This window comes from Burkholderia sp. Nafp2/4-1b, assembly GCF_003635165.1.
In the GTDB taxonomy this organism is placed as follows: domain Bacteria; phylum Pseudomonadota; class Gammaproteobacteria; order Burkholderiales; family Burkholderiaceae; genus Burkholderia.
Genome location: NZ_ML058626.1, coordinates 17,902 through 42,442 on the forward strand (window position 1 = coordinate 17,902; position 24,541 = coordinate 42,442).

The 24,541-nt window shown below is 61.8% G+C and carries 21 protein-coding genes and 2 pseudogenes; 16 read left to right on the forward strand and 7 right to left on the reverse strand.

The window, feature by feature from the left end; translation table 11 throughout:
• The 12 genes and pseudogenes from C7H84_RS31335 to C7H84_RS31385 all read left to right on the forward strand — a co-directional run bounded on the left by C7H84_RS31335 (window position 1) and on the right by C7H84_RS31385 (window position 9,354).
• Entirely contained in the window at window positions 1–966 is a 966-nt protein-coding gene (locus C7H84_RS31335) for a DUF4123 domain-containing protein (RefSeq protein WP_121862434.1), read from the forward strand.
• A 40-nt stretch (window positions 967–1,006) separates the two neighbouring features.
• Window positions 1,007–3,868: a T6SS effector BTH_I2691 family protein gene (locus tag C7H84_RS31340; protein WP_121862435.1), complete on the forward strand. Its 2,862-nt coding sequence runs from the start codon at window positions 1,007–1,009 to the stop codon at window positions 3,866–3,868.
• A gap of 8 nt (window positions 3,869–3,876) precedes the next feature.
• Window positions 3,877–4,614 carry a putative type VI secretion system effector gene (locus C7H84_RS31345; protein WP_121862436.1) on the forward strand — a complete coding sequence of 246 codons (738 nt, stop codon included), beginning with the start codon at window positions 3,877–3,879 and terminating at the stop codon, window positions 4,612–4,614.
• Window positions 4,615–4,649: 35 nt separating this feature from the next.
• On the forward strand, window positions 4,650–4,901 hold the full coding sequence (locus tag C7H84_RS31350; RefSeq protein ID WP_121862437.1) for a PAAR domain-containing protein: 252 nt from the start codon (window positions 4,650–4,652) through the stop codon (window positions 4,899–4,901).
• A gap of 36 nt (window positions 4,902–4,937) precedes the next feature.
• Window positions 4,938–6,065: a T6SS effector BTH_I2691 family protein gene (locus tag C7H84_RS31355; RefSeq protein WP_276208428.1), complete on the forward strand. Its 1,128-nt coding sequence runs from the start codon at window positions 4,938–4,940 to the stop codon at window positions 6,063–6,065.
• Entirely contained in the window at window positions 6,062–6,793 is a 732-nt protein-coding gene (locus C7H84_RS31360; protein WP_121862439.1) for a putative type VI secretion system effector, read from the forward strand. Before C7H84_RS31355 ends, C7H84_RS31360 begins: the two co-directional genes overlap by 4 nt.
• An 11-nt stretch (window positions 6,794–6,804) precedes the next feature.
• A pseudogene (locus C7H84_RS31365) lies at window positions 6,805–7,055 on the forward strand (PAAR domain-containing protein).
• A 285-nt stretch (window positions 7,056–7,340) separates the two neighbouring features.
• Window positions 7,341–7,535 carry a hypothetical protein gene (locus C7H84_RS31370; RefSeq protein WP_121862569.1) on the forward strand — a complete coding sequence of 65 codons (195 nt, stop codon included), beginning with the start codon at window positions 7,341–7,343 and terminating at the stop codon, window positions 7,533–7,535.
• Between the two features lie 8 nt (window positions 7,536–7,543).
• Window positions 7,544–8,281 carry a putative type VI secretion system effector gene (locus C7H84_RS31375; protein WP_121862440.1) on the forward strand — a complete coding sequence of 246 codons (738 nt, stop codon included), beginning with the start codon at window positions 7,544–7,546 and terminating at the stop codon, window positions 8,279–8,281.
• A gap of 49 nt (window positions 8,282–8,330) precedes the next feature.
• The gene (locus tag C7H84_RS31380; RefSeq protein ID WP_346428406.1) at window positions 8,331–8,876 is read left to right on the forward strand and encodes a putative type VI secretion system effector; all 546 of its coding nucleotides are present in this window, start codon (window positions 8,331–8,333) and stop codon (window positions 8,874–8,876) included.
• A 17-nt stretch (window positions 8,877–8,893) separates the two neighbouring features.
• Window positions 8,894–9,067: a hypothetical protein gene (locus C7H84_RS37695; protein ID WP_346428407.1), complete on the forward strand. Its 174-nt coding sequence runs from the start codon at window positions 8,894–8,896 to the stop codon at window positions 9,065–9,067.
• A gap of 35 nt (window positions 9,068–9,102) precedes the next feature.
• Entirely contained in the window at window positions 9,103–9,354 is a 252-nt protein-coding gene (locus tag C7H84_RS31385) for a PAAR domain-containing protein (protein WP_121862441.1), read from the forward strand.
• A gap of 51 nt (window positions 9,355–9,405) precedes the next feature.
• Here the strand turns inward: C7H84_RS31385 and tssF are convergent, their stop codons facing one another.
• On the reverse strand, window positions 9,406–11,256 hold the full coding sequence (tssF, locus tag C7H84_RS31390) for a type VI secretion system baseplate subunit TssF (protein ID WP_240462149.1): 1,851 nt from the start codon (window positions 11,254–11,256) through the stop codon (window positions 9,406–9,408).
• Between the two features lie 138 nt (window positions 11,257–11,394).
• Between tssF and C7H84_RS31395 the strand changes: the two are divergent.
• Together C7H84_RS31395 and C7H84_RS31405 are read left to right on the forward strand one after the other, a co-directional pair.
• Window positions 11,395–11,602 (forward strand): annotated as a pseudogene (locus C7H84_RS31395) (IS3 family transposase); the annotation flags it as partial.
• 577 nt (window positions 11,603–12,179) lie between these two features.
• The gene (locus C7H84_RS31405) at window positions 12,180–13,004 is read left to right on the forward strand and encodes an alpha/beta fold hydrolase (RefSeq protein ID WP_121862443.1); all 825 of its coding nucleotides are present in this window, start codon (window positions 12,180–12,182) and stop codon (window positions 13,002–13,004) included.
• Window positions 13,005–13,078: 74 nt separating this feature from the next.
• Here C7H84_RS31405 and proP read toward each other — a convergent pair whose 3' ends face one another.
• The 6 genes from proP to C7H84_RS31435 form a co-directional block, all read right to left on the reverse strand.
• Entirely contained in the window at window positions 13,079–14,548 is a 1,470-nt protein-coding gene (proP, locus tag C7H84_RS31410) for a glycine betaine/L-proline transporter ProP (protein WP_121862444.1), read from the reverse strand.
• Window positions 14,549–15,050: 502 nt separating this feature from the next.
• A complete protein-coding gene (locus C7H84_RS31415; protein WP_121862445.1) occupies window positions 15,051–16,118 on the reverse strand; it encodes a porin in 1,068 nt (355 codons plus the stop codon).
• Window positions 16,119–16,743: 625 nt separating this feature from the next.
• On the reverse strand, window positions 16,744–17,061 hold the full coding sequence (locus C7H84_RS31420; protein ID WP_121862446.1) for a high-potential iron-sulfur protein: 318 nt from the start codon (window positions 17,059–17,061) through the stop codon (window positions 16,744–16,746).
• Between the two features lie 120 nt (window positions 17,062–17,181).
• The gene (locus C7H84_RS31425) at window positions 17,182–18,441 is read right to left on the reverse strand and encodes a transporter substrate-binding domain-containing protein (protein WP_121862570.1); all 1,260 of its coding nucleotides are present in this window, start codon (window positions 18,439–18,441) and stop codon (window positions 17,182–17,184) included.
• 73 nt (window positions 18,442–18,514) lie between these two features.
• A complete protein-coding gene (locus tag C7H84_RS31430; protein ID WP_121862447.1) occupies window positions 18,515–20,242 on the reverse strand; it encodes a methanol/ethanol family PQQ-dependent dehydrogenase in 1,728 nt (575 codons plus the stop codon).
• Window positions 20,243–20,881: 639 nt separating this feature from the next.
• On the reverse strand, window positions 20,882–21,886 hold the full coding sequence (locus C7H84_RS31435; RefSeq protein WP_121862448.1) for an alpha/beta fold hydrolase: 1,005 nt from the start codon (window positions 21,884–21,886) through the stop codon (window positions 20,882–20,884).
• Window positions 21,887–22,146: 260 nt separating this feature from the next.
• Between C7H84_RS31435 and C7H84_RS31440 the strand changes: the two genes are divergently transcribed.
• Together C7H84_RS31440 and pqqA are read left to right on the forward strand one after the other, a co-directional pair.
• Complete coding sequence (locus C7H84_RS31440) at window positions 22,147–24,165, forward strand: sigma-54-dependent Fis family transcriptional regulator (RefSeq protein WP_121862449.1); 2,019 nt, start codon at window positions 22,147–22,149, stop codon at window positions 24,163–24,165.
• A 293-nt stretch (window positions 24,166–24,458) separates the two neighbouring features.
• Window positions 24,459–24,533 carry a pyrroloquinoline quinone precursor peptide PqqA gene (gene pqqA, locus C7H84_RS31445; protein ID WP_006410019.1) on the forward strand — a complete coding sequence of 25 codons (75 nt, stop codon included), beginning with the start codon at window positions 24,459–24,461 and terminating at the stop codon, window positions 24,531–24,533.
• The last annotated feature ends 8 nt before the right edge of the window (window positions 24,534–24,541 follow it).

Below are 24,541 nucleotides of genomic sequence, written 5' to 3' on the forward strand. Positions count from 1 at the left end.
ATGGAAGCGTTCGAATCGATTGAAGACGTGTACCGTAAGTCCGTCGACTCGATGGTGAGTGTCTTGCGTGCCTATTTCGACCAGCACAATGAATCGCGCTGTTGTCTTGTTGTCGATCCGAGCCAGCGTGCGTTGCCTCGAAACGATGAAGGTGCACCTTCGTTTGATGATCAGCCTAGCGCAGTCATCGCGATCGCGCATGAGGCCTTTCCTGAAGATCGTTGCCCATATTTGGTCGAATTGAATTTGTCGACATCCGAAGGTGTGGCGTTGCTGGTTGAAAGCGTTCGGGTGGCCTTCTCAGATCGACAACCGGACGCGGTAGCAAAGGGGCTGGGTCAGCGAATCGGGGGCTGGTTGGTGAGCGATGCGGCACTAGAACAGATCGCCGGATATTGGTCGGACAACGTACTGCAAATCGACGATCAGGGGCGCCGATGCGCATTGCGCTTCTACGACGCCCGTGCGCTGAGCCTGATGTGGCCGATTCTGTCGGATGGGCAAAAGCGGGCCTTGCTCGGCCCGGTCAAGGCCTGGCACGCGCTGGATGCCTGTGCAAAGCCATGCGTCTACGCATCGGAAACTGCGTTGCGTACCGAGCTGGGTCTGACCGATAGGCAGTGGCCTGACATTCACCGCCATGGGCTGGTCAATCGAGCACTTGCATTGCATATGCTGGCTACGCAACGGCAGCCGCGATCCAGCGAAGTGGAGACCGCGATTGCGAGCGCGACCCGCGCGGAACAGCATGGACTTGTTGATCGTGAGGACAAAATCGCATTCATCGGCCATGCGCTGACATGGCATCCATATTTCGATCGTCATCCGAGCGTTGCGCAAGCATTGCGCCAGCGTCCGCCGGACGAGTTCTATACGGCAGCAGTCGGTGAATTAAGCGAAGACGAAATCGAAGCGATTCGACAGGGGATGTGGTACGACGAGTCAGTGAACGTTTCATCTTCCTAGCCTTAGCAAAACAAACCTAACTCCCATATCGAGAGAGCGAATGGACACAGCAAACCAGTGCGCCAACTGCGAAAAGACGGGGCTGCCCATCTTGCCGGTTCGGTACACGGTCGTGCCGAATACCGTGCCGGCAAAATTGCCGGCCGGCATTGGCGGCCATGGGGTGACCGACGTCACACTTACTGAACATCGATACGCGGTGCGCACGTTGCGTGCCGGTTGGTTGTATCTGTTCTACGTAAAGGGCGCGCGAGGCAGCAACTACTGGGAAGCATACAACGTGACGGAGGACGGGCGCTTGTGGAAGCAATCGCTCCCGTTACCGGACGAGCCGACCACTCATCCCGCGTGTGCAAAGAAAGCAATCGCGGTGCCGATGGACATCATCGCGATCGAGAAGCCGGAGAAGTGTACCGACCGTGTGTATATCGCGTTTTCGCAGCATGCGTGGCATCGCGATACGTTCGAACTGTACAAGAAAGATGCAGGGCTTCGTCAGCAACGTATGCAATGGATCGAACCGTCGAAATGGATCTCGGCCGGCCACGATGCGCAAGGGCACGCTATCGTTGCAACCCGACAAAGTATCGATGACATCATCGAATATATGCCGGCTCTCGATCCCAAACTGTTGCAGCCGCCTGTGCAGACGCTGAGCGACGAAACTGGCAAATACAAGCCGGAAGTAATGCGCCAGGAGACGACCTGTTACCCGTTGCATATTCGTCAGGCTTCTCCTCGGTCGGCCAGTGACGGGTTGATCAGGGTGATGAGCGACGTCGGCCAACTCGATAAGGGCAAGCATCATCCGCCGATGTTATTAGCGTTGTGGGACGGGATCGGGAACGTTCATGAATTGAACGGCTTCCGAAACGACGCCGGGAGTTGGTTACTGACGTACACGCGTGAGCGGGTGAGACAGATCGACGCGCTCGAGTCGATTACCGCTGCTGAAGGAGCGGTACGCAACGGTGCCGTTGAGTCGAAAAGCCGTTTGCGGTCGGCGTTGACGGCTGGTTGGGAGGCGATGAAGAATAATCCGTATGCTGCAGACGGGGTTCCTGATGCCCTGGTCGTATCTCCGGAGCAGCAAGCGATGTCCGACAAGAAAATTGCTGCCGCTGGGGTGATCACACCGGCCGAGGCAAAGAAGATAGGCGATGCCGCTTGGCCGAAGTATTACGGCAAACTCGATCCGCGCACGCTGGGCGTGTTTCGGCCGTGGTACGAGTCAGTGCAGAAGGCTTCGCATCAGTTGCAGGCCAATCGAACGCCGGATATCGGCGCGTGGCTGAAGGCATCGACGTTCCTGGTCACGCTGCATGATTATCACGAAAACGATTTCCAGGATGGACTGGCCTTTGCCGCCGTCATCGATGCTGCGTTGTGGGGTTTGCCGTCGGAGGAAAACGGTGCCAAGTTGATTGAAGATTTGGTCAACAACATGGATCCCACGCAACCGTCGAGTCTGGTATGGCGGGCCTATGCGTACAACCAGCAGGATCAGAAGGAGGAAATCAAGGCGCTGCTGGCGAAGGCTACCGAATATAAGGCACAGCCGGCGAGTGTCGGCGATCAGGTCAGTCATTGGGCCGACTTCGTTTCATCGTATCTTGTCAAGAATGGGAAGGCCTTCCTGAAGTTTTGCGACAAGATGACCGATGTGCTAAAGCGCGGCCCAACGGCGGCGTCGGGTTCGGAGTATGCGGTGAAAGGCATTCATGCCGATCAACTCGCCGTGACGATGGGCAATGGCCTGTTCAAATGGAGTAAAAGTGCGGAGTTGGCTGACAGCGTCGGGATGTATCTGATTCGTGGCACGTTGATGATACGAGGCGGAATTGCGCAGGCGGACACGGTCAAGCTCATCAAGGCCGCGATGGTAGCCGAGCCCGCGATGCGCCTGGCTTTGCAGATGGGCTATCGTGAGCTGCGGCAGCAGGGTATGCCGCCGCCTCAGGCGTATGTGCGTTCGCTGCAAGCCGTAGGATCGGATAAGCGTGTCAAGAGTTTGACGGACATGTGGGAGGAGGTCAGCAAGTCGCAAAAGGGAGCGTCGACGCAATTGAATGCCCGGTTGGCCAGTACGCTGGTGGTAATCGAGATGCTGAATTTCGGATGCTTGCTTGCCAAAGCGGATAAAAATAGCGATGACTATGCGCTGCTAGTTGCATCCGGGGTGTCGGTGGTGGGTGCGGTTTTTACGGTTTCGGAGAAGGCGCTCAAGGCGTTCTCGAGTGATGCAGCACAGACGCTGCGCAACCTGAAGGCAGTTACGAGCTTCTTGGGGGGAGTTTCGGCGGTGATTCAAGGGGTCGTGGATTTCCGAAAGGGTATTGATAAGGTTCAAGGTGGTAGCTTCGGTGTTGCAGCCTTTTATTTCCTCAAGTCGATGCTCGGTATTGGTACGGGCATCTCGTATCTTCTTACAGCTCTTACATCGTCGGCTCCACTGCTTGCTCGTCTTGCTGGTAGTGGGAGCCGCATTGTGATCCTGGCAAGAGGAGGTGCTGCGGGCATTGCTGGTGCGACAGCCAGACTCGGATCGTTCACGACATCCGAGGTTGCGGAGGCTGGCGGGTGGCGTGCTCGACAGCAGGCGGCAAATGTGGCCGGCAGAGCGGCAGTTGGTGCAGCGGCGGAAGAGGCAGGTGTGGCAATCGGTTCGCGAGGGGCATTGTTGCTTCTCGGTCGGGGCGTTTTGATCATGACCGGCTGGGAGGTTGCACTGGCGGTGGTCGCTATCCAGTTTCTGATTTGGTATTTTTCAGACGATAATTTACAGACATGGCTTGAAAAGTGTGCGTTCGGACGAAAACCTGCGAATCCGGCTTGGGATGCGGGAAAGCAGAGCGACGAATTTGAGAAGGCATTCAAGATAATGGGTCTTTCGACTGATTGAGTGGATTAATGATGGCAGACACGGCACAATCCTCCCCTACTCGACTATTGAGAGGGAATATCCGGAATCTTCGTAGCACGAGGCAGTCCCAAGAGTTTTTGTTTACAGATGCTGATCGGACAGCGATGGGGGTAACGGCCGTTGCGGCTGGCCTTGCGGGGCTTGGCGGTGTGGCTATCGGGCTGGCCGCGTCTGCGGACGATACCGCCGAAGACGCTGAGCTGCTTGAATTTGAACTGGATGGGAAGAGTATTCGTGCGTGGGTATGGATATCCGTGTTCAAAGAGGGCGATGAAGTCGAGATTGTCGCAGAGCAATTTGGCCAGATATGGCATGCATTTGGCATCAGACGTGTCAGCGACCGAATCGTGGCGCTACATCCACATTGCAGTCGAGGTCGATATGCGCACTATAAGGCGACGGTGCGATGGTGGTTTTTGATTTATTCATCGTTGATGTCGATTATGATTATTTTGGGTGCAATTACAATTCCATTAAAGGGTGTTGATAACTGGATGGGGATTTTTTATATGTATGCCGGGGGGGGAGGTATGGCTGCCGCTATTTTCGGCTTGATTGCATTCAACATATCCAGAAAATTTATGGGGTTTGTTCGTCTCGCCGAAGGAATTTTTTCTGGTTTTGGTTGGAAGAATGTGAAGAACATCGATCTGCCAGCGATCACGAAAAAGAGCAAGAAGCCGGGAGATCCGGGAGCATTGGGCATCTTGTATTTCCGCTACTAACAGTAGTTTTCTCGCTCAAGGCTGGGGCATTATCCATGATGAATCTCATCCGTGTCGGTGACGATACAGACCACGGCGGCAAGGTGACCACGGGTTCGTCGACGATGCGTTTCGACGGCCGTTTCGTTGCTCGCAAGGGAGACGAGGTCACTTGCCCCCAACACCCAGACGTCAAACCGAATTTGATCGAAGAGGGCGACGAATCGATGACAGATAATGGTGTTCCGATTGCCCGGCACGGTCACCGGGCGACCTGCGGTTGTCACCTGATTTCGAGCCTTACCTAAACTACATGAGTTGTAGGGTGACTCGATCGTCGCGGTCTGGAGGCAGGAAAATCAGGCGAGCATGATTGTGCCTGGTCGTGGCGCACCATCGCACTGAGCGCGCATCACTACAGCCTCAGAACGCTCCGAGAGGGCTGGCTTTATCTTTTCTACGAGAAGGGGGCACGTGGCCGCAACTACTGGGAAGCCTATCGGGTGACCGAAGACGGACGGCTCTGGAAGCAGACGATCCCGTTGCCGTCGGTACCGAAGACAGACCCGGCGTGCGCACAGGGCGGCGGTGCCGTGCCTATGGATGTTATCTCAATAGAGAAGCCTGAGAAGGTGACGCGGGTCTTCATCGCTTTCTCCGAATATCCGTGGATCAAAGAGGTTTTTCAGAAGTATGCGACGTCCTCGAAGCTGCGCAGCGAACGCATGCAGGTCATCATGCCGGCTACGTGGATCAAGACAGGAAGTGGCATGTTCGGTATGCAGAAAGGCGAGGCTGGACATGCGACCGTTGCAACACAGGCCGGTATAGACCAGATCGTCGAGTACCAGCCGGGCTTGAAGGCTGACTTGCTCGCTCCACCCGCTAAGCCGATCGCGGTAGATGAGTATGGGCGTGCGACTGACGACACCATTTGGGAGCAGGAAGCCACGCGCTATCCCTTACATATCCGTCAAACCTCGCCGTCGGGTTCGGCCAGCAAAGATCTGGTCAAGTTGATGAATGAAATTGGCGAGAATGCTGGCGGCGAGCCCCATAAACCGATGCTGCTGGCGTTGCGCGTGAAGGCTGGGTTAGGGGTAGCCAGCGGCACGGCGTTCGTGATCGACGCCATTAGTACTGCTGCACCGCTATTCAAGAAGTTGGCGGCTCGCTCAGGGAATCGTGTCCTCGTCATGGCGGTCGAGACTGTTGCATCGCGAGCGGCGGTGGTTACATCGCTCCGAGCGGTGAGCATGCTAATCACGTGGGAAGCGACGATTGGATTGTTCGCATTGCAGGCACTTGCGGATACCCTAACCCCCGATGAGTTGGAGTCCTGGTGTTCTCGCTGTGTATTTGGTCCTGGGAAAGAGGCTATCCTTCGAGTGAAAGATCACGGCGTCGAAAAATACACAGAGATGGAACAGCAGGAAAAAGCCTTTGATAAGGCAATGACGGAGATGGCATGAGTTCTGAGCGAGAATATGCGGTTCAGGTGCTGCGAGGCACGATCAGTAACCTTAAGTGCCGGCGTCGCCAGCAGGACTTCGTTTTAAGTGAAGCGCAGCATGCCTACATACAAGCGACGGCTGCTGGCGCAGCATTGGCGGGCATGGGTGCATCTGCAATTGGGTTAATTCAATCTTCTGCGAATTCGGAGGAAGAAGCGGACTGGGTGGAATTTGAACTCGACGGCAAGCAGATCGAGGGGTGGCTCTGGAAGATGCCGATGAAAGACGGTGATGATGTCGAGATCATTGCCGAACCGAGGCCGCGTGATCGGTACTTTGCCTATTCAGTCCGGAGAGTTCAGGACGATATGGTGGCAGTGTATCCGCATGCGACGAGAGGGCGATCGGCACTTTATCGCTGGCTTATGAAATTCATGTTAATCACGTGGGGATTTTGTAGTGGCATTGTAACGGCCTTGATGTTCCGAGGCCACGAGAGGATTGATTTGAGTACGCATATTTTGGTGATGACTGGTGCTTGGGCTTTTTCATTGATTGTTTTTTGGATATTATTTCACCGTGCTTATCTGAAGATGAAGCACTTTGCTAGATTGGCCGAAGTAATTTTCTCGTGCTACGGCTGGAGCGACGTACGTAGGATTAATCTCGTGCGCTCGTCGAAGCAGATGAGACCGGATAATCGAGATCTCGAATATGGAATTCACTATTTTCGCTATCGTCCGTAAGGTATTCTACGATGATGAATCTCATCCGCGTCGGTGACGATACAGACCACGGCGGCAAGGTGATCACGGGTTCGTCGACGATGCGTTTCGACGGTCGATTCGTTGCTCGCAAGGGGACGAGGTAACTTGCCCTCAACACCCAGACGTCAAACCGAATTTGATCGAAGAGGGCGACGAATCGATGACAGATAATGGTGTTCCGATTGCCCGGCACGGTCACCGGGCGACCTGCGGTTGTCACCTGATTTCGAGCCTTACCTAAACTACATGAGTTGTAGCGTGACTCGATCGTCGCGGTCTGGAGGCAAGAAAATCAGGCGAGCATGATTGTGCCTGGTCGTGGGGAGGTGCTGCGGGCATTGCAGGTGCGACCGCCAGACTCGGATCGTTCACGACATCCGAGGTTGCGGAGGCTGGCGAGTGGCGTGCTCGACAGCAGGCGGCAAATGCGGCCGGCAGAGCGGCAGTTGGTGCAGCAGCGGAAGAGGCAGGTGTGGCAATCGGTTCGCGAGGGGCATTGTTGCTCCTCGGTCGGAGCGTTTTGATCATGACTGGCTGGGAGGTTGCACTGGCGGTGGTCGCTATCCAGTTTCTAATTTGGTATTTTTCAGACGATGATTTACAGACATGGCTTGAAAAATGTGCGTTCGGACGAAAACCTGCAAATCCCGCTTGGGATGCGGGAAAGCAGAGCGACGAATTTGAGAAGGCATTGAAGGTAATGGGCCTTTCGGCTGACTGAATGGGTTAATGATGGCAGACACGGCACAATCTTCCCCTACTCAACTATTGAGAGGGCATATCCGGAATCTTCGTAGCACGAGGCGGTCCCAGGAATTTTTGTTTAGTGATGCTGATCGAACAGCAATGGGGGTAACGGCTGTTGCAGCTGGCATTGCAGGGCTTGGCGGCGTGGCTATCGGGCTGGCCGCATCTGCGGACGATACCGCCGAGGACGCTGATTTGCTTGAGTTTGAACTCGATGGGAAGAGTATTCGTGCGTGGGTATGGGTATCCGTGTTCAAAGAGGGCGATGAAGTCGAAATTGTCGCGGAGCAATTTGGCCAGATATGGCATGCATTTGGTATCAGACGTGTCAGGGACCGAATCGTAGCGCTACATCCACATTGCAGTCGAGGCCGATACGCGCACTATAAGGCGACGGCGCTATGGTGGATTTTACTGACGGGCGTATTTTTACTGTGCTTTAATATTTTTGCTGTAATTGTTTTGTATTTTAGTGGTGAGAGTGATTGGCTTGGTGTGTTGAATTTGTTTTTGGGTGGCGGGGTGATAGTTGCGACCATTACGGGAATAATTTCGGTGCGTATAGGTAGAAAGATGATGAAATTCGTTCGTCTTGCAGAAGGAATTTTTTCTGGATTTGGTTGGGAAAATGAAAGGAGCATAGATTTGCCGGCGATTACAAAAAAGAGTAAGAAGCCCGGAGATCCTGGGGAGTTGGGTGTCCTGTATTTTCGTTACTAATGGTAGCGCGCGAACTCGGCAGTGTTTTTTTAGTTGATGGTGAGAATTAATGGCGGTATACACGGAAAAACTCTCCCCTACTCAACTATTGAGAGGGCATATCCGGAATCTTCGTAGCACGAGGCAGTCCCAAGAGTTTTTGTTTACAGATGCTGAGCGGACATCGATGGGGGTAACGGCCGTTGCGGCTGGCCTTGCGGGGCTTGGCGGTGTGGCTGTCGGGCTGGCCGCGTCTGCGGACGATACCGCCGAGGACCCTGATCTGCTTGAATTTGAGCTGGATGGGAAGAGTATTCGCGCGTGGGTATGGGTATCCGTTTTCAAAGAGGGCGACGAAGTCGAGATTGTCGCAGAGCAATTTGGCCAGATATGGCATGCATTTGGCATCAGACGTGTCAGGGACCGAATCGTGGCGCTACATCCACATTGCAGTAGAGGCCGATATGCACACTATAAGGCGACGGCGCGATGGTGGATTTTAATATATTCGCTATTGATGTTGGTCATGATTCTTTTGGGGGTGGTCATGTCTTTCTTTGATCCTGTTGATGACTGGTTGGGGATTTTTTATATGTATGCGGGCGGGGGGCTATAGTTGCCGCTATTTTTGGCGTGATTGCATTCAACATATCCAGGAAGTTTATGGGGTTTGTTCGTCTTGCTGAAGGGATTTTTTCTGGTTTTGGTTGGGGGAATGTGAAGAACATCGATCTGCCAGCGATCACGAAAAAGAGCAAGAAGCCGGGAGATCCGGGCGCATTGGGCATCTTGTATTTCCGCTGCTAACGGTAGTTTTCTCACTCAAGGCTGGGGCATTATCCATGATGAATCTCATCCGTGTCGGCGACGAGACCGACCACGGCGGCAAGGTGATCACGGGTTCGTCGACGATGCGTTTCGACGGTCGATTCGTTGCTCGCAAGGGGGACGAGGTAACTTGTCCCCAACACCCAGACGTCAAACCGAATTTGATCGAAGAGGGTGATGAATCGATGACAGATAACGGTGTTCCGATTGCTCGACACGGTCACCGGGCGACCTGCGGCTGTCACCTGATTTCGAGCCTTACCTAGACTACACGAGTTGTAGAGTGACTCGATCGTCGCGGTCTGGAGGCAAGACAATCAGGCGAGCATGATTGTGCCTGGTCGTGGCGCGCAACGTCGAATTTCCGCGCCGGAGTTGACCGACATCACGACAAGTTGGACAAAGCTTGTCGTCGGTGCATGCACGGTGAAGAAGTGATCCATTACGCTAATGAACGCGTTCAAACTGACGGCGGCAAACGCTTGTTCGTCGACCGTCAACGTCACTTCCAAACCCTGAACGAAACTCGGCATTGGTTTTCCTGGAAGCCAGAGCTGTTTGGCCCGATGGCTCATGTTCGTCAGTCCGTCGAGCAGTTTCGCGTGTCCGGCGGATTGAGCGACGAACTGGCGGAACAGGCGTTTCAACTCCGCAAGCCCGGTGCGGGTCAATTCGAACGCGTGCGGGGCGAATTGCGTGATGAGCTGCCAAGCCGCGTCGCCTTCGCTCGACAATCGCGCGACTTCTGTCGGTGCGTCCAGCATCACGATGCGCGAAACCATCGTTCCCTGTTCGTTTACCAGATCACCATTCTCGGCGCCGGCCCGCATCGTGCGAGGGAAATTGCCATTCGAGCAGGTGACATCTGCCGTTATCTGTTCGATTCCGGTGTCGGCCGCCGGGCGGCCGTCGAGTTCGACCAAGCTGAGCGCGGTTTCTTTCTTTCCCGATGGCGAGGCCGCGTTATGGTGCATGAGAACCCAATAGGGGCCCGCTGGTTTGCCGGAACTGCCGTGCATGAGCGACACGAACGGATGGATGATGTTCGCTCTGGAACTGCCTGTCGTGGCACGGACCGACTCGACGGACCAAACTTCGACACCCGCAACGTCCGTATTCTGGGACGGCATGGGGTACGTGTTCGTGACCGGATTTCGCTTGAGCGGCAGCGACGTAAGCCGGAACAGGTTGACGATGGGCGTGCAAAAGAGCCTCAGATGGTCCGCCGCCAGACTTTTTAGTCGCTGTGCCTTCCACGAATCGGGATGAACGCCGCAAATGGCGAGATGCAAGGTAAGTTGCTGGCTGGAGCCCGCCGTATGTGCGAGCGCGGCGAGGTCGATGTCAACGAAATCGAATTTCTTCGGAAACGCAAAATACTCGCTCAGTAGCCGCAGGGCTGGCGGCCCGTCGTCTTCGTCGAGCAGTTTCTCGGCCTCATCGTAGCCGGCGGCAGCGAGCGGCAGTGTGGTCAGCGTTGACCAGCGACGTTCGGCGTTTTCGACGAAGGCGGCTGCCGTGTGCATCGTCATCGTATCCATTGCCGCCCCGACGACTTCGCGAGGGCCGTTGACGTGGATGCGCAACGGGCTGGGGACGGCTTCGAGACGAAAGTCGGGGCGGGCAACCGCAAAAGTGATCGAGAGCAGACCGGTTGTGCCGGCGGGCAGGACGACGTCGGAGGGAACCGCGGTTGCCGGGGCGTAGCGCGCAGCCGAAATCCGCACGGGTGCTAGCGTTACGTCATATCCGGTTCGGAAAAGGCAGCCTTCCGTTTTGCTCGCCAGTTCTGTACCGCGAGCAATGAGCGATGGCTCAGTGAGCTTCTCGAACATGTCCGAGATATCGAACTGGGCGATTGCGCACGCAGGAATCGTTCGAAGATGCTGGGGATACAGCATGCCGAGGAGGGCTTCGGCGAATTCCGGATAGTTGTCGTCGAGCCGACTTCCTATGTCCGCAGCGAGGAGAGCGAACGATTGCAGCATCCGTTCGACGTGGGGATCTTCGGAGCGGTCGCCGGAAATCCCGAGACGAACGGCAATTTTGGGATAGCGTGTTGCAAACGTTGCAACTGACCGGCGCAGTAGTGAAAGTTCTCGTTCGTAATGCGGAAGCAGATGATCCATCGCGTGAAATAATGAACCGGCCGGACCGTAAAATTCCAAGTCCTCGTCTGGCGCAGTTGCGCTGAATAGTGTCGAGCACGCTAACGTTTGACGTTGCCATGATAACCGCTTAACCGAGAGCGGACCGGCCAACCTTTCATATGATCCCATCCCGACGAATTTTGTCTCCGTACGACGTGCCGGGTGCTCGGCGGGCATCGCAGCGGCTATTACGTCTGGCAACGCGAGGCGACCGGTTCGCGTGCGCGCGAGGATGATCGGCCTGCTAGCTCTGATCAACCATCATTGGCTGGCCAGCGGCGGCGTATACGATTATCGCAAGATCACGGTCGATCTGTGCGAATCAAGCGAAGCGTGCAGCCGCCACCGTGTGCATCGGCTGATGAATCGCGAAGCCGACTCGATCGGCTTGAACGCAAAGTAGCGAGGCACGGCTGCACACGATCCGCGCGGTGAATGGCCGTGGTACGCATGGAACAACCTGCCGCAGGCGCTCGGCGTGCCGCGGCCGCGGCCGCATTTCAGCCAGTACCGCCAGTTCGTGCAGGCCGCGGTCTACGACCACGGCATCGCGCTCGGCCGCCGATCGCTACGCAATTTTCCAGAACCGCGACGTGTGCAACGAATTCGATATCGCGGTGTGAGTAACTGGCTGATCGACTGGGTCAGTATGCCGCTGCCGTCGAACAGGCGAGTGCCGCCGCGAGCGCGCTCGCGCAGCAGGCGAGTTCGATGCAGACGGCGATGTCGGTGTTTCGGGTTGCGTGGGCGGGGTGACTTCGGCAGTAGCGGGGCGACGACGACACGAACGCATGCATCAGCTCGCGCAGTGGCTGGCGATGTGTCGTCCGCATCGTCACAGACCTGTGCGATGATGCGCGGCGCCGCAGTTTTCACCACGCACCACTGACGCAGCGCCTGCGTGCGGGCCGCTGCCGATCGTCGTCATATCCGGAGGCCCGATGCCTACTCGAATCGTTCATGGCAATACGCTGCATTACCAGGATCACGGCACCGGCTTTCCGGTGCTGCTCGGGCACAGCTACCTGTGGGATGCAGCGATGTGGGCGCCGCAGATCGATGCATTGTCGCGCCGCTATCGCGTGATCGTGCCGGACCTGTGGGGGCATGGCGGGTCGGGCCCGTTGCCGGACGCCACGCAAACGCTCGACGATCTCGCCGCGCACGCGAGCGCATTGCTCGATGCGCTGGAGATCGAGCAGTGCGCGGTCGTCGGACTCAGCGTCGGCGGGATGTGGGGCGCGCGACTCGCGTTGCGCGAACCCCGGCGCGTGCGCTCGCTCGTGCTGATGGATGCGTCGCTCGAGGCCGAACCCGACGCGACGCGCCTGCGCTACTTCGGGATGCTCGATGCGATTGCTGCCGCCGGTTCGATCGTGCCGCCGCTGCTCGATGCGATCGTGCCGCTGTTCTTCCGGCCGGACGTGAACCTGGCCGACCCGGTGCCGAGCGCGTTTCGCGCCGCGCTCGCGAGCCTGCCGGCCGACCGGCTGCGAGAATCGATCGTGCCGCTCGGCCGGCTGATCTTCGGGCGGCCGGACACGCTCGCCGCGCTTGCGGAACTCGATGCGGAGCGCACGCTGCTGATGTGCGGCGCGGGCGACATGGCGCGCCCGCCGTCGGAGACGGTGAAGATGGCGAGCGTGATCGGCTGCCGTCATGCACTGGTGCCGGACGCCGGCCACATCTCGAACCTGGAAAATCCCGCGTTCGTCACGCGCGCGCTGCTCGACTGGTTCGACGAGCAGCAGCTCGCGGCGCGCTGACGGTCACGTGGTGCGATGCCGGCGGCGGGTGCCGCGCGGCGTCGCATGACGATGCTATAGCGCTACAGCGGGCGTTACGCGCGTTCTCCGACCGGCGCGAACTTGCGCTCGCGCACGCGACCCTCGTCCGCACCGGGGCGAATCAGGTCCTGCGCCTCCGCGCGGCTGGCCACGCACGGCGCGGAGCCGGGCAGCGGCCGCCGGGCCGATTCGCGCAGCGCGAGCACCGACACGATGCCGATGAACGACGCGCCCATCAGGTAGTAGGCCGGCATCATCAGGTCGCCGGTGCGATCGACGAGCCACGCGGTGACGAGCGGCGTCGTGCCGCCGAACAACGAAACCGACACGTTGAAGCCGATTGCGAGCGCGCCATAGCGAATCCGCGTCGGGAAGAGCGCGGGCAGCGCCGACGGCATCACGCCGGTGAAGGTCGACAGCAGCGTGCCGTAGATCAGCATCCCGCCGAACACGGCCGCCGTCCCGCCGGTGCGGATCAGCAGCAGTGCGGGCACCGACAGCACCAGCAGGCCGACGCAGCCGAACATCATCACCGGCTTGCGGCCGAGCCGATCCGACAGATGGCCCGCGTAGAGCGTCATCGGCATCATCAGCACCATCACGAGCAGCACCATGAAGAGGCCGTGCGTTTCGTTGAAGTGCAGCGTTGCCGACAGATAGTTCGGCAGGTACGACAGCGCCATGTAGTCGGTCACGTTGAAGATCAGCACGAGGCCGACGCACTGCAGCAGCGGCTTCCACTGCTCGATGAGCAGCGTGCCGAACGATTGCTTCGGGCGCGCCCGTTCGTCCGCTTCGCGCGCTTCGGCTTCCTTCCTGAACGCGGGCGTTTCCTCGAGCTTGAGTCGCACGTACAGGCCGACGAGGCCAAGCGGACCGGCGATGAAGAACGGCACGCGCCAGCCCCACGACAACAGCGCCTCCTGCGACAGCGTGGCCGTCAGCACCGCGACGGTGGCCGCGCCGAGCGTGTAGCCGATCAGCGTGCCGAACTCGAGAAAGCTGCCCATGAAGCCGCGGCGCTTGTCGGTCGCGAACTCGGCGATGAAGGTCGCGGCGCCGCCGTATTCACCGCCGGTCGAGAAGCCCTGCACGAGGCGGGCGACCAGCAGCAGGATAGGCGCCATGATGCCGATCGACGCGTAACTGGGAATCAGGCCGATCGCGAAGGTGCCGACGGCCATCATGATCATCGTGGCCGCCAGCACGCGCTGGCGGCCGATGCGATCGCCGAGCGGGCCGAACACCATGCCGCCGAGCGGGCGCACGAGAAACGCGGCCGCGAACGTGCCGAAGGTCGCGAGCAGTTGCGCGGACGGGTTGCTGGACGGGAAGAACACCTTGCCGAGCGTGACGGCGATATAGCTGTAGACGCCGAAATCGAACCATTCCATCGCGTTGCCGAACGCCATGGCGCCGACCGCGCGCTTCAGCACGGCAGGATCGACGATCGTGATGTCGTCCAGCTTGAGGGCCTTGCGCGAAGAGCGGGCTTTCGCGGGGTGCGCTTGCAATGAACTCAATGAACGCTCCTGGAAGGGCCTTCGCGGCTGGCCGAGCGAGTGCGCGGCGGCGCGGGCGCGGGGCCGTCGGGGACGAAGGCGGTTGTCTCGGGACTGCCGTGACGTCGGTGGCGCGGCGCGCGGCACACGACACCCGGCAAGTGTGTGTTGGTGTGAAGCAGTGTAGAGAAACGGGGAGAGCGGACTATCGGTCATGCGCCCGGAAATCGGTCGTAAACGACACGGATGTCGCAGGCGGCCAACTCGCGCCGCAACGCGTGGGGGGTGCATGGCGGTACGGGTTGCGCCAGCGGTGGTCTATACCGGATTCATGACGTGGACGGATGCAGCGTCGTGGGACCGCACGGACGCGCAGGGCGCGCGCAGCGTTGCGGGCGCATTCATACGTGGTGAAGATCGTGCCGAATCCGGCTGCGTCGTTGCATGCCGGATTCGGTGAAGGATCATTCGGACTACGAATACACAAGGGCGGTGGCTCGATGCCGAAGCCGCCGCCCGCGCGTCAGAACAGGTGGCGGATCCCGAGGTTCGCGCCGACGGTCGTCCCGGTGACCGCATACAGCGCGTTGGTGATGCCGAGCCCCGTGTTCATCGCGCCGTGGTTGTTGACCATCGCGACCTGCGCGTACAGCGCAGTCGCCTTCGACAGGCTATAGGTCGTGCCGATCGCCGCGAGCAGCGAATGATTGGCCGTATCGTTGCGATCGCTGGTGAACCAGACACCGCCGTTCAGGTCGACGGCCGGCGTCGCCTGGTAGTCGACGCCGCCGCCGTACACGTTGTTGCTGAACGAGCCGCCGACCTTGTAGCTCGCGAACGACGCCTTCGCGGTGACTGCGCCGAACCGGTACGCCGCGCCGATCGTGCGCCCGACGAACGCGACGGTGCTCGGAGTCGGCGTCGGGTTAGTGCCGTCGTTGCCGTCATAGAACGCGGCGTTGATCATGAAGCCGCCATGCTCGTACTTGAGGCTCGCCGAATACTGGCGGCCGGCCTGGAAGTCGCCGGCCTTGCCGCCGAACGCGAACATCGCGCTGCCGGTGAGGCCGGCGATGGTCGGGCTCGTATATGACACGGCGTTCGGGTTGAACAGGCCCGTCACGAGCACGTTATCGACGTAGTTGATCAGCCCGCTGCCGAAGTGCGAGAAGCTGCGCGGATCCGAATCGAAGATCGCGAGCAGGAACGGCGAATATTGCACGCCGGCCTTGACCGTGCCGAGTCCGCCGTCGAGCCCGATCCACGCCTGGCGGCCGAAGAAGTTGCCGTTCGAATGGGCGAACGCGCCGTTGGTGACGGCAAAGCCGCTTTCGAGCTGGAACTTCGCTTTCAGGCCGCCGCCGAGATCCTCGGTGCCGGTCATCCCGAACGTCGTCGGCGTCATGCCGGTGTCGGCCATTGAGAACTGGTGGCCGGCGTTCGCGCCCGTGGCCGAGTCGAGCGTCTTGCTCGTGTACAGCACTGCGGCGTCGAGGTTGCCGTACAGCGTCACGCTGCTCTGCGCGAAGCCGCTGGTACTGGCCAGCGCGCCTGCCAGCGCCGCGCAACCGATCACGATTTGGCTTTTCATTGAGTGTCTCCGGTGTTGTGTTGTTGTACGTCGATGCATCGAACAGGGAATGCGACGGACGTCCGCGTAGCGGCGGTCGTCGCGCGGTGCGCGCACGTGGGGTGGGGCGCGGCGGGACGCACGTGCGCGGCCGGTTGCGGTCGCGTGCGACGCGTTCATGGCGGGGATGGGTGCCGGAACGCGTGTGCGTCGAAGCTGTCGGGTGAGGATGGCCTCGTCGATCAGAGCGACTGGCCGAGCTGGTCCAGGATCGCCGATGAGAATCGTCGGGTGTGGCCTGACTGTCGAAACGCAACTTGCATGCCAATCGAGCTTCGATTCGGCCTTGGGGCAGCGTGCGTGCACGGTATCGCGGGGTTATCGCCGTTCGGTATGTACTGCAAAGCATCGAGCGATTGAAGGTGCGGCGTGATCGCCGGCCCGCGGGTTGCGTCGAAATGCAGCAGCGGGTGTTGCAGGCGTCAACACAGCGTGCAGCGAGCGGTGTTCGGCGTGAGGTGTGCGGCTCGCGCGACGCCGGCCGCCGTGCTAGGCGATGAATGATCGCAGCACACCGAGCGCGTCGTATGCGCGCAGGCGGGCGAGCGCCGGTGCTGGGCGCGCCGGCATCTCGTCGCGCAATGCGTCATGCGCGCTTCGCATACACGTTGCACCAGCCGTCCGCCGCAACCGACTTGCCGCCGAACATCGGACACGTGCCGCTTGCATCCGCCGCTTCACCCTTGTAGAAGCGGCAGTTCACGCAGCGCTGGCCGGCCTGGTATTTCGGGAATTGCGCGGCATCGACGCTCGCCGCATGCGCGCGATAGCCGAGCGTCTTCGCGGCGGCGTCGTTCTCGTCGACGAGCGGCGGGGCCGCGCATGCCGCGCGCGACGCAGCGAGCGCCGCGCACAGGCCGATGGTGTTGATGAGAAAGGTTCTGCGGGAAGTCGGATAAGTCACGGTCGTTTCCTGATGAAGATGAAATCGTGGAGAAGGGCGCGGCCTGCATGGGCGCTGCCTGCATGGGCGCTGCCCGCATGGGTGCGGCCCGCATCGCGTGGCGAAGCCGCATGGCCCGCGTTACTGGCTGGCGTCCTTGTGTCCGGCGGGGCCGACGACGAGCGGTGCGGTCGACGCGCGTGCGGTATCGGCCGTCAGTTTCGTCTTGCCGGCGACATAGCCGTTCGATGCGAGCAGGAAAGCCATCAGATCCGCATATTCGTCGTCCGTCAGCTTGCCGGGCTGGTCGGCCGGCATGTTGGTCGCCATGTAGCCGAACACGCCGCCGATCGTCAGGTGCGAGTGCGACAGCGGCGCGAACGACGTGCCGCTCAATGCGGGTGCCGTATTGCCTTCGAGATCGGCGCCGTGGCACTTCGCACACGCATTGCCGTAGATTTGCTTGCCGTGCGCCACCTGGGCGGCGTCGAACGGGAGCGCGGCATCGCCGGTGCTGTCGGCCACCCGGATGAAACCACCGCCCGCGGGCAGGTTGCGCGCGCGCAGCAGGCCGCCCGGCGCGTGGGTGCCGGCCGCCATCGCGCCGTCGAGGAAGCGTGCGGGCACGCGCGACTCGTGGGCTTCGAGCGCACTGCCGGGCAGCGTCCACTTGCGCGTCAGCGCGGCAAGCCGGCCGTTGTTCTTCATCTGCGTGAGTGCCGCGTCGATCCGCTGCTGCAGCGCGGCCGAGCGCGAGGAAAGCGCAAACACAAGCTGCCAGTCCGCATACGGGGACGACGTCGCGGCGATGCGGAACGCCTGCTTCGGATGCGTGGCCTGATACGCGATGACGGCCGGATACCAGACGATCGCGCGGTGCGCGCGGCCGCGTGCAACCGCATCGACCGTTTGCGCGGAGGTGTTCTCCAGATCGAAGCGCGCGTCCTTCTGCTGGACCGCGATCAGTTGCGCAGGGCTCGCATAGGTGGCCGCGACGATTTCGCGGCCGCTCGACGGCGAGCCGCCATCGCGGCGCGTGACGCTCACGTAGCCGGAGCGCAGGTAGCCGTGCGAGAACAGCAGCCTCGGATCGGATGCGTCGGCGATCGCCGAGCGCGGAAAGCCCGCGAGCACGTCGCAATCGCGCTCGAGGATGCCGGCGAGCTCGCGCGCGGACACGCCGTCGTCGTCGCTGCCGCCGGCATCGTGCGCGGCGAAGGTGGCGGCGATGCCGGCCGTGCGGAACACGTCGCGGGCAACGGCCTTGTCGAGTGCGGCCGTCGGCGTGCCGGGCAGCGAGCAGATGCGTACCGGCGTCGCGGCCGTGGACAGCGCCGGGGTCAGTGCCGTGCCTGCCGTGAGCGCACAGGCCACGGCGAGGCGGGAAAGTCTGAGGTTCATGATGTACGCCCGGTTGAAGAGGGGAAGGTGCCCGCGCCGGCGGCGCGGGCGCATGCGGTCGATCGGTTCGCGATCAGCCGCCGTTCAGGGCGAACACGTACAGCGTGCCGCCGCGCGGCACGTCGTCCGCCGCCTTGGCCATCGGGCCGCCCCAGATCGGGTTCGCGCCGCCGTAGCCGGCGAGCACCGCTACGTACTCCTTTCCATCCACTTCAAACACGGACGGCTGCGCGATGATCCCGCTCGCGAGCTTCGGGCTTTCCCACAGCACCTTGCCGGTCGACACGTCGAACGCATACAGGTGGCCGTCGAGCGAGCCGCTGAACGCGAGGCCGCTCGCGGTCGTCGCGACGCCGCCGTTCCACGGCAGCTTGCTCCAGTGGCTCCACACCTTCTTGCCGGTATTGACGTCGATCGCCTGCAGTTCGCCGTAGCCTTCGCTGCCCGGCTCCGGCTTGATCTCGAAGCCTTCGCCGAGATACGGCAGCCCTTCCATGTAGTTGACCGACTTGCCCGACAGGCTCATGCACGCATGCAGTGCCGGTACGATCGCGAGATGGCGCTCGGGGTCGTACGACACCGACCACCAGTTCTTGCCGCCGAGGAAGCTCGGGCACGTGTCGATCGTCGTGCCGACCTTCGGATACTTCGCGGGATCCTGGATCGGCGCGCCGTCTTCCGTGTAGCCGGTGACCGACGTCGCCTTCACGAACGGCTCCGCGTAGATCAGCTTGCCGCTGTCGCGATCGATCGCGTGGAAGTAGCCGTTGCGGTCCGCGTGGATGATCGCGTCGTGCTCCTTGCCCTTGTACTTGATGGTCGCGAGCACCGGCGTGTTCACGCCGTCATAGTCCCAGGTGTCGTGCTTCGTGTACTGGTAGTGCCACTTGAGGTCGCCGTTCTTCGGGTCGAGCGCGAGCAGCGAATCGGAGTACAGGTTGTCGCCCGGGCGCAGATCCGCGAGCCACGGCCCCGGATTGCCGACGCCCCAGTACAGCGTGCGCGTCGCCGCATCGTAGGTGCCGGTCAGCCACGCCGGTGCGCCGCCGTGCGACTGCATGCCGTCGGGCCAGGTGTCCGCGTGCTTCTCGCCCTGGCCGGGGATCGTGAAGCGTTTCCACAGCAGCGCGCCGTCGTTCGGGCTGAGCGCGGCGATGAACCCGCGCGCACCATACTCGCCGCCCGAGCTGCCGACCACGATCGCGCCGTCGAGCGCGAGCGGGGCGAGCGAGAATGCGTAGCCGAGCCCCGGTTCGAACATCTGCTTCTTCCACACGAGCGCACCGGTCTGCGCATCGAGCGCAGCCACTTCGCCGCTCAGCATCGCGACGTAGACATTCTTGCCGTACAGCGCGACACCGCGGTTCACGACGTCGCAGCAGGCCGTCTTGAACGATTCCGCGCCGAGCTTCGGCTCGTACTTCCACAGTTGCGCGCCGGTGGCCGCGTCGAATGCATAGACGTTGTCCTTCGGCGTGGTCACGAACAGGTATCGGCCGTTGACGATCGGCGTGGCTTCGAAGCCCTGCTTCAGTTCGGCCGGAAACTTGTAGCTCCATGCCTGCGTGAGCGTGTTCACGTTCGACGCATCGATCTGCTTGAGCGGCGAATGCGCCTGGCCGTTGTACGTGCGGTAGTAGGTGAGCCAGCCCGGATCGCGTTGCGCGTCCGTGAGGCGCTGGTACGTGACGGCCGGATAGTCCGCGGCGGCGTCCACCAGGCCGGGATTCAAGACGATCGCGGCTGCTGCCGCGATTCCGATCGTTGCGAGTCGGCTCGTCGAAGCCGAGAGTTTTTTCATGGTTGTCTCCTGAGTCATTGTGGTCGCACACCGCGGCCAACTCATGGCCGGGCCAGGGTGGGGATCCGGCTCGAGTGCGCAGTCAGTCACGCAAATCGCATGCCATTGCGCGGCGTGCCTTGGCGCGTAAGGCAGAGCGGCCGATCGAGCCCGCTGGGGCGATGCGCGCAATGCAGTGCGGCTAATCCGCGTGTGTTGCGTTCGGGGACAACCGTTGCCCGAGTGTTGCGAAACATGACAGTGCGTCGAAGGCGGGATCGGAGGCAGGGTTACTGTTTGGTGTTGCCGGCGCAGGCACAGGCGCATGGGCGCTCGTCGAAAGGCTCGCGATGACCGTCGGCCGATCGACTGGATGTCGGGCGATGTGCACGCGATGTGCACGTAATCGACAGCCGGCGTGGCGCCGCGACGGCGTGAATGCCGTGGCATTGATCCAAGTCGACACAGGGTCGGTCGCGACCACGCCACGACGTGGCAAGTGACGAAGCACCGGTAACTGTTCGCGTCGGTCACCAACCTGCTCGAGAATCGCTACGCGAGCTTCGGGATGCTCGGCAGGAACTTCTTCAATGGTCCGAATCATTCGTTCGACGGACTCAACGCCGTCAACGAACAGTTCGTCGCGCGGGGAGCGCCCCGCTATGCGTGGGACTGTGCGGGCGATGCGCTACGGGACGACGCATCGATCGTGATGTTCGTCAGCGTCGCGCGCACCGCACGCGCGATGCCGCGTGCGAGCGCAGCGTCGCTCGCAAGATGGCCTGCCGGCACACGTTCAACAATCGCGGCCGGCACCGCCCGCGCGAGACGGTCGACGTTGTCGATCGGACACACACGGTCGCGCGTGCCGTGCACCGCATGCAGCGGCACACCGGCTTGCGCGGCCTGTCGCGCCAGCGCCAGCAGCCGGCGCTCGCCGAGCCAGCAGTTGCGTTGCAGGTAATGCGCCTGGATCCGGTATTTGTCGATCAGTCGATCGGCATCGCGTTGCGTCGGCCGTGCATCGCGACTCGCGCGAGCCGGCCGCCCGGTCAGGATCGCATCTTCATAGGCGTGCCATGCGAGCGCGATCGCGCGTTGCCGCGCCGCACCCGCGCCCGGCTGCAGACGTCGCGCACAGCAGGCGATCAGGCGATCGGCGCGCGTGGTGCCGGCGGCGGCCGTCAGGCGCTGCCACGCCCGCGGCGCGTGCGCACGCGCACCGACGAACAGGCCGCGCACTTCGCGCGACGACGTGAGGAACAACCCACGCAGCACGACGCCCGTCACGCGCGACGGATGCTGCCCGGCGTAGGCGAGCGCGAGCGCCGCGCCCCACGAGCCGCCGACGACGCCCCAGCGTGCGATTCCGAGCTGCGCGCGCAACCCGTCGAGGTCCCCGATCAGCCGCATCGTGTCGTTGTGGCGCAGGCCGCCGCGCGGCGTCGATGCGCCTGCGCCGCGCTGGTCGACCAGCACGACACGCATGCGCGTGAGGTCGAACTGGCGCAGGACGGCGGGCCGGCTACCGCTGCCGGGGCCGCCGTGCAGCACGACGACCGGCTCGCCGTGCGGATTGCCGGCTTCAGTCCACGCGATCGTGCATGCGTCGCGCGACAAGCGATGCACAGGAAGGGTGGAGCGGCGGGGGGATGCTTGCGTCATGGGGCCGGTAGCGAGAGAAAGAAAAGGCAACGGCACGAAGCGGCCGGCCCTCGTGAAGCCAGAATCGCGCCAGCGACGAGGACAGCGATGCGTGACGCGTGACCTGGCCGCCGCAGTCATGCTTGCATTTTGCTTTCAACCTCGGTTGCGCGGCGAGGCATCGAATCAAGACCGCACTCGCCCCGCATCGTGGCCTGATGTTTGCTTGTATCCACGCCAAAGAGTCCGGCTACTGACCGGAAGGATCCCCGGAGGAGACAATGCGCGATGACGTTCATCCGCCGGCCAACGCACGGGCCACGCATGCGCCCGGCTGGCCGACGCCGACGATCCAGAAATCCCATGAGCGGTCCGAGACGTTCGGCCTGCAGGCGTCGGCACGTCCCGACTACGACCTGCTGTCCGGCGCCGCGCTGGCGCTCAAGCGAGAACAGAACCGCGTGCTGTGCGTGCATGCGATGCCCGTGATGGAGACGCTGCACGAGCAGATCGTGAATACGCAAAGCATGATCGTGCTGACCGACGCGGAAGGGCTGATCCTGCATTCCATCGGCGACGACGACTTTCTGCGGCGCGCGGAGCGCGTCGCGCTGCGCCCCGGCGCGAACTGGGCGGAGAGCCGGCAGGGCACCAACGCGATCGGCACCGCGCTGGCGGAGCTGTGTCCGATGGTCGTGCATGGCAACCAGCACTTTCTTGCCGCGAACCATTTCCTGACCTGCTCGAGCGTGCCGATCCTCGACCCGTACGGCGACGCGATCGGCGTGCTCGACGTGACGGGCGACCACCGCAGCTATCACCAGCACACGATGGCGCTCGCGAAGATGTCGGTGCAGATGATCGAGAACCACCTCTTCACGACGACCTTCCAGGAGACGCTGCAGGTGTCGTTCCACGGCCGCCCGGAATTCCTCGGAACCCTGATGGAAGGGATCGTCGCGTTCACCGCCGACGGCCGCTTCCTGTCGGCCAACCGCAGCGCGCAGTTCCAGCTGGGGATGCCGCTCGCCGCGCTGCGTGCGCACACGCTCGCGTCGCTGTTCGACGTGACGAGCGCGCAGCTGATCGACCGGCTGCGCGCGAGCACCGAGCCGCACGTGTCGCTGAACCTCGGCAACGGCGCGGTGGTCTGCGCGCGCGTGCAGTTCCGGCGCGCGATGCGGGCCGAGGGCAGCCGGCCGGCCGACGTGCACGATGGAGCCGCGCCGGCAGCACGGCCGCCTGCCGCGCAGAACGCGGCAAGCCTGTCGCGGCTCAGCTATCTCGACACCGGCGATCCGCAGGTCGCGGCGGTGATCGCGAAGGTGCGCAAGGTGATCGGCAAGGACATTCCGGTGTTGATCACCGGCGAGACCGGGACCGGCAAGGAACTGCTCGCGCAGGCGATCCACAACGACTCGCCGCGCCGCGACGGGCCATTCGTCGCGGTCAACTGCGCATCGATTCCGGAGACGCTAATCGAATCGGAGCTGTTCGGCTACGAGGAGGGCGCGTTTACCGGCGCGCGCCGCAAGGGCGCGACCGGCAAGCTGCTGCAGGCCAACGGCGGCACTCTGTTTCTCGATGAGATCGGCGACATGCCGTATCCGCTTCAGGTGCGGCTGCTGCGCGTGCTGCAGGAGCGCATCGTGAACCCGCTCGGCTCGACTAAGGCGATCGGTGTCGACATCGCGATCATCTGCGCGACGCACCGCGACCTGCGCGACATGATTGCGCAGAACCGCTTTCGCGAGGACCTGTATTACCGCCTCAACGGCCTCGTCGTGCGCCTGCCGCCGCTGCGCGACCGCACGGACCTCGCGGTGGTCGTCCAGAAGATGCTGCAACGCGAGACGCTGTCGGGGCCCGGCCGCCGGCCGTTGAGCGTCGCGCCCGACGTGATGGCGTTGTTCGAGCGCTGCGCATGGCCGGGCAACTTCCGGCAGCTCGCCAACCTGCTGCGCACGGCGGCCGCGATGGTCGACGACGACTGCGAGATCCGCTGCGAGCATTTGCCGGACGATTTCTTCGACGACGTGCGGCGCGAGGATGCGCAAACCGCACCGGCCAGCGGTGCGGTGCCGGCGCCGCTCGGCGCGCAAGCTGCCGCATTCGCCGCCGCGCCGACCGGCTGCGACGCGCGGCTGCAGGACGTGGCCGCCTCCGCGATCGCGGCCGCGCTCGCACGCCATGGAGGCAACGTGTCGGCCGCGGCCCGCGCGCTCGGCGTGTCGCGCAACACGATCTACCGCAAGATGCCGGCCGCCGGGCACGACACGCTGGAGGCCGACGAACCCTGACGACAGCCGCGACTGTCACACGGGTGTGTCAGGTTGCAACACCCGGTGTTCACGGATTCAACAGGTGCTCAACCGGCCGCGCATGCCGTGAACCGTCGATCGATGGTTTCTGAAATGTTGTCGTATTTTAAACGTAAGGATTCCGGTGTCGTGGCCACCCGGCGGCCGCCGCATGCCCGCGCGCGGCGCGGCACACCGCGGATTGCGCCCCGGCATGCTCCTTGCTGAATGGGTATCGGCCGCTCGATCGACGCGGTTGTCATCGACTCACCAACTCAACCAGGAGACACATCATGCAGTGGACCACCCCGGCCTATACCGACCTGCGGTTCGGCTTCGAAATCACGATGTACATCGCCAACCGCTGACCGACCCG